The organism is Paraburkholderia sp. Ac-20347, assembly GCF_017104805.1.
Taxonomy (GTDB): Bacteria; Pseudomonadota; Gammaproteobacteria; order Burkholderiales; family Burkholderiaceae; genus Paraburkholderia; species Paraburkholderia tropica.
In genome coordinates this window covers 1-10,143 of record NZ_JAAGPN010000286.1, presented here as the reverse complement: position 1 = coordinate 10,143, position 10,143 = coordinate 1, and the positions used below count along the sequence as shown (strand labels likewise).

Genomic DNA, 10,143 nt, shown 5'->3' with positions numbered 1-10,143 from the left:
CCCGCCGTGGCCGCGGCGGCATCGCCGGTGATGGCGGCGATCAGCACACTCGCGATGGCGATCGCGGCCGCGTCGTTGAGCAGGCTCTCGCCTTCCACGAGCCGCACGAGGCGCGCGGGCGCGCCCACTTCGCGGAACACGGCGAGCACCGCAGAAGGATCGGTGGTGGCGACCATCGCGCCGAGCAGCAGGCCGTCGGTGACCGGCCCGAGTCCCGTGAGTCCGATGCCGCCGCCCACCATCGCCGTCGCCACGAACACGGCGACGACCGCGAGCAGCAGAATGGGCGCGGCGTCGCCTAGCATCTCGCGCACGTTCACGCTGAGCGCGGCCTGGAACAGCAGCAGCGGCAGGAAGATCCAGAGATAGGCTTCGGGCGGCAGACGCGGCGCGAGCGCGGGCGTGACGAAGCTCGACGCGAGTTGCGGCCACAGATCGCCGCTCGCCATATAGATGCCGCCGAGCGCAAAACCCCACGCCGCGAGCAGCACGGATTCGGACAGCGCGAAACGCAGGCTCACCGCCTGCACCAGCGCGATGCTCGCCAGCAAAAAACCGCTCAGTAGAAGAATGTGGATGACCATCGTCGCTCGCGTGACTGCCCGGCTTGCAAGATCGCCTCACTGTCGTGCGTGTCGAGCGCGCGCGGCACCGTCACGGCGCGGGCAACCACACGACGGTCAGCGATCTCACCCCTTGCGCGCCCTGAATGAGCACGCCCTCGATATCGGCGGTCGCGGACGGCCCCGTGACCAGCACCGCATAGCGCGCGTGACGGAAGTCGTCGCGCCAATACGCGTCCTGCAAACCCGCCACGACCGCAGCGGGATCGAGCAGCACATAAAGATGCTGCACGAGATAGCCGAGCGCATTCACGCCGTATTCGCGCTCGCTCAGCCACACCGAACCCGTTTCCGCCACGCCGAAGCGCGCGCGCACCACGCCCACCTGCACGTCTTCGAGCGAGGTGGGCGGCGTGCCTGCATCGATCGCGCGCGTGCCCGGCACTTCGGGCGTGCTGGACACGATGGACACGTCCGCGCCGAAGCGCGCCTGAATCTGCGCGAGCACCTCGTCGCCCGATGCGACCTGCGCGGTCTTTCCGCCCATCAGCGTGAGGCCCGCGACGAAACGCTCGCGCACGTCGCCCGGCGGCGCATCGAAGCGCGGCACTTCGGGCAGCGGTTCGGCGGCCGGTTGCGCCGCGCGCACACGCGCCAGAAAGCTCTCACGACTGGCCATCGCCGCCTCCCTTGCCACGGTGTTTGCGATACCACGCATGAAACGTCGTGGATGGCGCCTGCGGCAGCGTGCGTTGACGTCCCCAGATATTCAGCGGGTTATACAGCACGAAATTCGGCAGACGCCGCAACGCGCCATCGAGCGAACTCACGGCCGTGCGATAGAGCTTCGGACTCGCGAGCAGCTTGCCCGCCATTTTGAGCACTTCCTGCTTCACGAACGGCACCGCATGTTGAGCGGCGATGACTTCGCGCCATTGATAAATCTGTTCGTGAATATTGATTTTCACGGGGCACACGTTGGTGCAACTGCCATTGAGCGTCGACGCAAACGGCAACGCGCTGAATCGTTTCAGATCGAAAGTGGGATTGATGATCGCGCCAATCGGTCCCGCGTAGGTGCTGCCATAAGACAGCCCGCCGCTGCGCCGATAAACCGGACACGTATTCATGCACGCGCCACAGCGAATGCATTTGAGCGAATACCAGAAGTCGGGCATCGCGAGCCGCGCGCTGCGGCCATTATCGACGAGCACGAAATGCAGTTCGGCGCCTTCGCGCGGCGCGCGGAAATGCGAGGTGTATTGCGTGATCGGCGAACCGAGCGCGCTGCGCGAAAGCATGCGGATAAACACACCGAGATCGGAAAGACGCGGAATCAATTTCTCGATGCCCATCGACACGATATGAATGGGCGGCACATTGGCCGAGAGATCGGCGTTCCCTTCATTCGTGCACACCACCACCGTGCCGGTTTCCGCCACCGCGAAATTGCAGCCCGTCATGCCCGCCGTGCGATCGCGCACGAACCACGGACGCGTATTCATCCGCTGGCTTTCGGCCAGATAATGAATATCGTTGTTGTGCGGATCGGTGCCGATGGTTCGGCCGAAGACCTGCGCTACGTCGTCGCGCAATTTATGCACGGCGGGCACGACGATATGGCTCGGCGGTTGCTGGTCGAGTTGCTGGATGCGCTCGCCGAGATCGGTTTCCATCACCGCAATACCGCGCTGTTCCAGATAAGGGCGCATCTCGCATTCGTCGGTGAGCATCGACTTGCTTTTCACCAGCGCCGTAATGCCGCGTTCGCTGAGAATGCGGAAAACCGTTTCGTTATGCTCGCCCGCTGTATCGGCAAAATGGACTTTCACGCCATTCGCTTCGGCCACGCGCGTGAACTGGTCGAGATAATCGGCCAGATGCGAAAGCGTGTGCGCCTTGATCTGCGAAGCGAGCGTGCGCAGCGTTTCCCATTCGGGAATTGCATGCGCCTGGGCGTCGCGTTTCGTGCGCAGATCCCAGAGTCGTTTGTCGTGAAAGTCGACGTGTTCGGGATGCGCGAGAAACGAGCCCGCGAGTTTCGCATGCTCGACGCGCTTTCCCGAATTCGCGTTTGCGTGACGCGGCGGTTCAAGCGGACTCACGCTCGGATTCGGATTCGGATTCGATTTGGTGGCGGAACCGGAGCTCATGCGCGCGCTCCGTTGAGCACCTGGGCGATGTGGATGAAACGCACGTCGGCCTTCATGCGCTCGGCGCAGCCTTGCTGGTGCATGAGGCACGACATGTCGCCCGAAACGATGTACTGCGCGCCCGCGCTCACATGATCGACGATCTTGTCCTGGCCCATGCGCACCGAAACCGCTTCTTCCGTCACCGCGAATGTGCCGCCGAAACCGCAGCATTCGTCGGGACGTTTGGGCTGCACGAACTCGATGCCCTTGATGTGTTGCAGCAGCGCGAGCGGTTTCGAAAACGGCGCGCCGGCGATTTCGGACATCGACGCTTCGTGCAGATGCCGCAGCGCGCTGCAGCTATTGTGCAAGCCCACGCGCCACGGAAATTCGGCCCACGGAAAATCGCGCGCGCCGAGCACGTCATGCAGGAATTCGACCAGCTCGTACGTGTTGGCGCGCACGTGGCGCACTTCGTCGGTCTGTTCGATGGCGGTGAGATGGTCGCGCACGTGATTCACGCAGCTCGCCGACGGCCCGACGATATGATCGTAGCCCGCGAAGGCGCGCACGAACACGCGTTCCGCGCCCGCGGCGTCGGCCTGCGCGCCGCTGTTGGCCATCGGCTGGCCGCAGCAGGTCTGCTCGAGCGGATACTCGACCTCGCAGCCGAGCCGCTCCAGCAATTCGAGCGTGGCGATCCCCACTTCGGGGTAGAACGCGTCGATGAAACACGGGACGAACAGGGCAACTTTCATGCGAGGGCTCACGCGGAAAGCGGACCGGACCATTCTAGCGCCGTTCCGTCCGCCGGGCGCGCGAAGCGGCCAGGCACCGCCCCGCGTGGCCCGGCCCGCCTCGCGTCTCTTTGCGCACTGCAACGCAGCGCGCCCGCGCGCGCCTTCGCTCAGAAGTTGTGGCGGATCCCGGCGATCACCGCGAGTTGCTTGTCGGTGTCCGAATTCACGAGGTTCGGAATCTGCGCGAGATTGCGCGATGCGCCAGTCGATGCGTCGATTCCGATGCCCGCGCCCGACGACTTCTGGCCGATCGCCACCGCATAGAGCGCGGTGCGCTTGGAGAGGTTATAGACCGCGCCGAGATTGATCTGATGCACGCGCGTCGACGAACTGTCGCCCGGATGGGCATCGTTGAAAATATACGCAAAGCCGAATTGCAGCGCGGGCGAGTATTGCCACATCGTATTCAACTCCGCGATATCGAATGAGATATTCGCGCCTTGCGGTTGCGCGGCGCTCGCGAAGTACTGGCTTTGCGACAGCCGCGTGTGCGTATAGCTCAGCGCCACCGTCACCGGACCGACGACATACGAACCGCCCGCGCCCCAGATATCGATCTTCTCCGCATTCTGCAATTCGCAGTACGAGGCGTCGGCATTCGCGCAACTGAAGTCGCCGATATAGCCGCTCTCGCCACCCAATGCCGCCTGCAAGGGATTATGCAATTGCAGATAGCCCGCCGACAGCGACAGCGGACCGTGCGCGTAATTGGCCGCGAGCGACCAGCCGCGATTGCGCGAAAAGTCACCGGCGATGCCGCCGAGGCTGAATAAGCCGCCCACGGTCAGGCCGCCGAAACTCGGGCTCAGATATTTGATCGAGTTATTGAAGTTGAACGCTTCGTTGAGGTTATCGACGTCGCCGAAATGCGAACCGTAAAGCGTTGCCCAGTTATTGCTCGACGCATACGCGCCCAGATAATCGGAAAACGGATCGTACTGACGCCCCAGCGTGAGCGTGCCGTAGTTCGCGTTCGCGACGCCCACCCACGCATTGCGATTGAACAGCGTGCCGCTTTGCAGCATCGCGCCGTTCTGCGTAAACAGGCTGTTTTCCAGCGTGAAATTCACCGTCGTGCCGCCGCCGATGTCTTCACTGCCCGTGAGACCCCAGCGCGACGGCACGAGATTGCCGCCGCTCAGTTGCCAGTTCGAGTGGCCGTCGGTGCTGCCATCGGCGTGCGTGGTTTGCTGGTTCGTCGAATAGACGATGCCCGCATCCACGGTGCCGTACAGCGTGACGGAAGATTGCGCGTGCGCGCCGATCGCGAGGGTGCACGAAGCCAGCGCCAGCGCCGCGCGCTTGACGAAAAGATCTGCCATGTCGTTGTCTTTTTGAAGTGAGAGATCGCGCGGGCCGTCATGCGCCGGACGCGACCGGGCCACGGCGTGTGTCGTTCGCACACGCCGCCCGCGTAGCTGCTGCCAGAGTTGACTGCTGGAGGTAGTGCTGAATGAAGCTTTGAGCGAGGCGCGGAGAATGCGCCCTCGCCCTGCTTGCTACTGCCCGAAGCGCGCGTAGATGTCGGGGCGCGCACGCTTGAGCGCGAAGCCCAGCGCGATGCCGAACACGGCGACCGCGAGCACGATCCACGGAAACGCGCGCACGATGGCGCTATCGGAGCCCGAGAGCGCGTCCAGATTGCCGATCAGCACGAAGCCGATCCACAGCAGGCCGATGCCGCCCAATACCGGCGCCGCGAGTGCGTGCCAGAAGCGCGTGTCCTTTTTCGTCGCGCGAAAATAGGCGACCACGGCGAAGCTCGTCACTGCCTGCAACATGACGATGCCGATCGTGCCCAACGCCGACGTGCAGCTAAAGACGATATTGAACGGGTCCGCGCCCACCATCACGAAGATGCCGATCGGCACCAGCACGGACAGCGTTTGCAGATAGCTCGCGAGATACGGCGAACCGTACTTCGGATGCAGGCGATCGAGTTTCGCGGGCAGCAGACCTTCGACCGACAGCGCGTGGATGTAGCGCACGATCGTGTTGTGAAACGACAGCAGGCTCGCGAAAATACTGGAGAGCAGCAACAGGCTCATCGCGGTCGTCATCGTGCCGCCGAGATATTTCGCCGATTGCATGAACCAGAAGTCGCCGGGCTGTTTCGTCGCGACATCGGCCACGTCTTTCAAGCCATAGGCGCACACGATGGCCCACGTGACGAACGCGAAGAACACCAGAATCAACGACACCGACACATAAGTCGCGCGCGGCACCGTCACTTTCGGATCGCGACATTCCTTGCCGTAGATGGCCGTCGCCTCGAAACCGATGAACGATGCGAGCGCGAACATCACCGCAATGCCCATATGGCCGCTGAAAACGTGCTTCGGTGCGAACGGTGCGAGCGTGAGTCCATCGGGACCGCCGTGATGCATCACGATGGCGAGCGAGAGCACCAGCAGAATGCCCATTTCGAGGCACATCAGCACGCCGAGCAGACGGCTGTTGAGATCGATGCCGCGCAATCCCGTGATCTGCACGACGGCGAGACAGGCGAGCGAATACGCGTACCACGGCAGCGCGCTATGCAGCATCGGGCCGAGCACGACGGTGCAGAAAAATCCAAACAGGCCGTAGAGCGCGATCTGGATGCAGGTGTACGACAGCAGCGCGACGAGCGCGCCCGCCATGCCGAGCGGTCGCCCGAAACCCGCCGTGATGTAGGCGTAAAACGCACCGGCGCGCACGATGTGGCGGCTCATCGACGCGAAGCCCACGCTGAACACGAGCAGCACCACGCCCGCGATCACGAACGCGCCCGGAATGCCCGCGCCGTTGCCGAGGCTGATGGCAGGCGGCACCGCGCCCAGCATGCCGGTCAGCGGCGCGGCCGCCGAAATCACGAGAAACACGATCTGCCACAGGCCGAGGCGGCTGCGCTGCGGCGCCGAGGCGTCTGCGGCGTCATCGCCGACGAGGCCGGCGGTTGAAAACGGTTCGTTCATCGTTGCCTCTGCTGGTGTCTGGACTGTCATTCGCCATACGACACGATGGGAACCGCGTGCCCTGGCGCTCGGGGAATCGAATCTCGCGGACGGCATTCGCGATGCCATTTCGTGAATCGATTGGAGCGCATGGTAGGCAGCTAAAAAATCCGGCGACCTGGCTTTCCGCGCCAAATTTTCGATAAAGTGCGCCAATACCCCTGCGGGTTTTTACTTAACGAGGCAAAAATGCCGAATTTGATTCGGATGACGAATCAATGAACGGAACGGTCGAAACACGCTCGCACGCGGCACAGCTTTCTGTTTGTCAACCCGTTTCGACGCGCAGAGGAACGTTATTTTTCCGGCAGCGCCCAGTTGCGCGTGGCGCGCCAGAGCACAGTGGCGTCGGCATAACCGACCGCACGCGCGACCGCTGCGTTCGTCATGCCCTCCTGATCGCGCAGCACGGCCACGCTGCGCTGGCGCTCGTCGCGAATGATCTCGCGCACGGAAGTGCCCGCTTCCGCGAGATGGCGCTGCAAGGAGCGGTTCGAGAGTCCAAGATCGCGCGCGATATCGGCGACCACGAGCTTCTCGCGCGCGAGCCGCCGCGTGACGAGATCGCGAACCTGATCGACGAGATTGTGGGGCACGGTATCGCGCGAAATGAGGTCGGTGGCGTGGCGCTCCATCAGCCGTGCAAGCTGGGTGTCGGCGCTTTTGAGCGGCGCGTCGAGATCGTGCGGATGCAGGACCACGCCGCTCGCAGGCTGCTGAAAACGCACCGGCACACGGAAAATCCGCATATAGGGTTTGATATCGGCGGGCGCGGCATGCTCGAAATGAATTTCGACCGGCGTCCATTGCGCACCGCGCACGAGGCGAATCATGTGGCACATCGCGCTCACGCTGTATTCCGCATCCTGGCGACGCGGCCAGATATTCGCATGCGCGATGCGATAGCTCCACATCGGCCATTCGTTGTCGCTCACGAGGTCGACGAGCGTGGCGCTTTGCCACGAAGCCAACGCATCGGTGAATCTACGGATTGCGGAGCCGAGCGTCGGCGACGACATGAACACGAGCCCGGCCGGACCGAGTTCCGTGAGCTGCAATTCGTTGCCCAGACGCAGGCCGAGCCACGGCTCGTCGAGCACCTGCGCGGCGCGTTCGAACACCTCGACATAACGCCCCAGCGGCAGGATTTCATAAGGGTCCGACAACTGCCGGCGGCTCAGTCCGAACTCGTCGAGCAGCGCGTCGCAATTGGCGCCGGCGGCGTCGAGCGCGCGCACGATCGGACCCATCACGGCGCCGCGAATCATCGGATAACCGCTGTTCACCGGCACTCTCTTCATGTCTCGCTCCGTTCGCCTGACGGCTTCGTTCGCTCTGCGTATGGCGCACTCTATCGCCCCTTTGGCGCGTTCTGCAAGCGCGAAAAAAATACGGCGTTTCTACGATGGATGCACGACATCGCTCACGGCATCGCCACTCGAATCGCCCTGCATTCAGCGCTTCATACAGGACTTGATACAGGGCTTCACGCGATGCAGGCGGCGCTGTTCCGGCTCAACGACATCCTTACGAAATGCTTATGAACACGACCTCGAATTCGCATCCGCTCGACCCGCTGAGCCTCGCCGAAATGCAGCTCGCCTGTGACATCGTGAAGGCCGCCGAACAGCTCGACGAATTCGGCCGCTTTCCCGTGACCGAATTGCGCGATCCGCCCAAAGCCGAAGTGCTCGCCTGGCAGCACGGCGATTATTTTTCGCGCCGCGCGTTTGTGATCGCCATCGATCGCACACGCGCGCAGACGATCGAATTCGTCGTGGATCTGCGTGAGAAGAAAGTGGAATCGCGCACGCCGCTCGCACTGCAAAGCGCGCCGTTCGGTCAGCCGCCCGTGATGATCGAAGACTTCATCAATGCCGAGCGCATCGTCAAGGAAGATCCGGCGTGGCGCGCGGCCGTGCTCAAGCGCGGCCTTACCGAAGACGATCTCGAACGCGTGCAGGTGGACCCGTTTTCGGCGGGCGCGTTCGATCGCCCCAACGAAGGCGGCCGCCGTCTCGTGCGCTGCGTGAGCTACTACCGCGAGCACGTGACCGACAACGGCTATGCGCATCCGATCGAAGGCGTGGTCGCGGTGGTCGATCTGCTCGAACAGAAGGTGATCGAACTCGTCGACGACGGCCGCATCATTCCGATTCCGCGTGCGAAGCATAACTACGACACGCCGAGTCTCGGCGAGCCGCGCGGCTCGGTGAAACCGCTGTCGATCAGCCAGCCTGAAGGCCCGAGTTTCACCATCGACGGCTGGCAGGTGAAATGGCAGAACTGGAGCTTCCGCGTGGGCTTCACGCCGCGCGAAGGTCTCGTGCTGAATCAGATTACGTGGGACGACGGCAAGCAGGCGCCGCGCCCCATCATCTATCGCGCGAGCGTGACGGAGATGTGCGTGCCCTACTCCGATCCCACCACGAATCACTACTGGAAAAGCGCGTTCGACGCGGGCGAATACGGACTCGGCAAACTCGCGAATCAGCTCGAACTCGGTTGCGATTGTCTGGGCACGATCCGCTATTTCGACATTCCGTCCGCCGACGATTTCGGCAATAGCTTCACGATGAAAAACGCCGTTTGCCTGCACGAAGAAGACTACGGCACGCTCTGGAAGCATTATGAATTCCGCACCGGCGTATTCGAAATGCGCCGCTCGCGCCGCCTCGTGATTTCGTTCTTCGCAACGGTCGGCAATTACGACTACGGCTTTTACTGGTACTTCTATCAGGACGGCACGATTCAGCTCGAATGCAAACTCACGGGCATTATTCAAACCTCGGCGGTTGCCGACGGCGGCTCGTATCCATGGGGCGGCATGGTCACCGAAAATCTCGGCGGCCCGACGCATCAGCACTTCTTCAATGCGCGTCTGCACATGATGGTCGACGGCGAAAAGAACGCCGTGACCGAGCATGAATTCGTGCCGCGTCCGATGGGCGAAGGCAATCCGTACGGCAATGTGTTCGACACCACGAAGCGCGTGCTCAAGACCGAGCAGGAAGCGGCGCGCAATGCGAACGGTCAGACCGGCCGCTTCTGGAAAGTCGTGAATCCGAACGTGAAAAACCGCGTGGGCGCGAATCCGGGCTACAAGCTGATCGTCAACGATTCGCCGCTGATGCTCACCGATCCGAACTCGAAAGTGCGCCAGCGCGGCGGCTTCGCGACGCGTCACGTGTGGGTCACGCCGTACGACACCACGCAGCGCTATGCGAGCGGTGACTATCCGAATCAGCACGCGGGCGGCGACGGTCTGCCGCGTTATATCGAAGCGAATCGCAACGTCGAAAACGAGGACATCGTGCTGTGGCACAGCTTCGGTCATACGCACGTTTGCAAGCCCGAGGATTTTCCGGTGATGCCGGTGGAATACGCGGGGTTCATGCTCAAGCCGAATAACTTTTTCGACGGCAATCCGGCAATGGATCTGCCTGGCGGACGCGATCCGCATAGCGTGCAGGACGGCGCGCCGGACAGCGCCCCCACCTGCTGCGGCAGCAAGAAGTAAGCGGACCATGCAGCCGCGCGCGCGCCGCCTCCCGGGCATGAACGTTCGCGACACGCTCGCCGCTGCGCGCGCGTGGTGCGCCGTGACAGGCGGCGCGGCCACGTTGGCGGCGGGCGTAATGGCGACGGC

Annotated in this window: 8 protein-coding genes; 1 reads left to right on the top strand and 7 read right to left on the bottom strand. The window is 63.0% G+C overall.

The window, feature by feature from the left end; all coding sequences use genetic code 11:
• The 7 genes from G3N97_RS32615 to G3N97_RS32585 form a co-directional block, all read right to left on the bottom strand.
• Positions 1-584 (bottom strand): cation:proton antiporter (locus tag G3N97_RS32615; protein ID WP_205997042.1); only part of this gene is annotated, 584 nt, incomplete at its 3' end.
• Between the two features lie 70 nt (positions 585-654).
• A complete protein-coding gene (locus G3N97_RS32610; protein WP_205997041.1) occupies positions 655-1,242 on the bottom strand; it encodes an LUD domain-containing protein in 588 nt (195 codons plus the stop codon).
• Positions 1,229-2,716 (bottom strand): lactate utilization protein B, encoded by a 1,488-nt coding sequence (locus G3N97_RS32605; RefSeq protein WP_205997040.1) that lies wholly within the window; start codon positions 2,714-2,716, stop codon positions 1,229-1,231. The genes G3N97_RS32610 and G3N97_RS32605 overlap by 14 nt, the downstream gene beginning before the upstream one ends.
• Positions 2,713-3,456 (bottom strand): (Fe-S)-binding protein, encoded by a 744-nt coding sequence (locus tag G3N97_RS32600; RefSeq protein ID WP_205997039.1) that lies wholly within the window; start codon positions 3,454-3,456, stop codon positions 2,713-2,715. The genes G3N97_RS32605 and G3N97_RS32600 overlap by 4 nt, the downstream gene beginning before the upstream one ends.
• A 149-nt stretch (positions 3,457-3,605) precedes the next feature.
• Positions 3,606-4,820, bottom strand: a complete 1,215-nt coding sequence (locus G3N97_RS32595; RefSeq protein ID WP_205997038.1) for a porin — start codon at positions 4,818-4,820, stop codon at positions 3,606-3,608.
• Between the two features lie 177 nt (positions 4,821-4,997).
• Positions 4,998-6,455, bottom strand: coding sequence for an APC family permease (locus G3N97_RS32590; RefSeq protein WP_205997037.1), 1,458 nt, complete (start codon positions 6,453-6,455; stop codon positions 4,998-5,000).
• Between the two features lie 335 nt (positions 6,456-6,790).
• The gene (locus G3N97_RS32585; RefSeq protein ID WP_205997036.1) at positions 6,791-7,795 is read right to left on the bottom strand and encodes an AraC family transcriptional regulator; all 1,005 of its coding nucleotides are present in this window, start codon (positions 7,793-7,795) and stop codon (positions 6,791-6,793) included.
• Positions 7,796-8,034: 239 nt separating this feature from the next.
• Between G3N97_RS32585 and G3N97_RS32580 the strand changes: the two genes are divergently transcribed.
• On the top strand, positions 8,035-10,014 hold the full coding sequence (locus tag G3N97_RS32580; protein ID WP_241030973.1) for a primary-amine oxidase: 1,980 nt from the start codon (positions 8,035-8,037) through the stop codon (positions 10,012-10,014).
• Positions 10,015-10,143 lie beyond the last annotated feature (129 nt).

Excerpts from the sequence above, each read along its gene's own strand:
- G3N97_RS32610 (WP_205997041.1), bottom strand. The coding sequence starts at position 1,242 with ATGGCCAGTCGTGAGAGCTTTCTGGCGCGTGTGCGCGCGGCGCAACCG.
- G3N97_RS32605 (WP_205997040.1), bottom strand. The coding sequence starts at position 2,716 with ATGAGCTCCGGTTCCGCCACCAAATCGAATCCGAATCCGAATCCGAGC.
- G3N97_RS32600 (WP_205997039.1), bottom strand. The coding sequence starts at position 3,456 with ATGAAAGTTGCCCTGTTCGTCCCGTGTTTCATCGACGCGTTCTACCCC.
- G3N97_RS32595 (WP_205997038.1), bottom strand. The coding sequence starts at position 4,820 with ATGGCAGATCTTTTCGTCAAGCGCGCGGCGCTGGCGCTGGCTTCGTGC.
- G3N97_RS32590 (WP_205997037.1), bottom strand. The coding sequence starts at position 6,455 with ATGAACGAACCGTTTTCAACCGCCGGCCTCGTCGGCGATGACGCCGCA.
- G3N97_RS32585 (WP_205997036.1), bottom strand. The coding sequence starts at position 7,795 with ATGAAGAGAGTGCCGGTGAACAGCGGTTATCCGATGATTCGCGGCGCC.
- G3N97_RS32580 (WP_241030973.1), top strand. The coding sequence starts at position 8,035 with ATGAACACGACCTCGAATTCGCATCCGCTCGACCCGCTGAGCCTCGCC.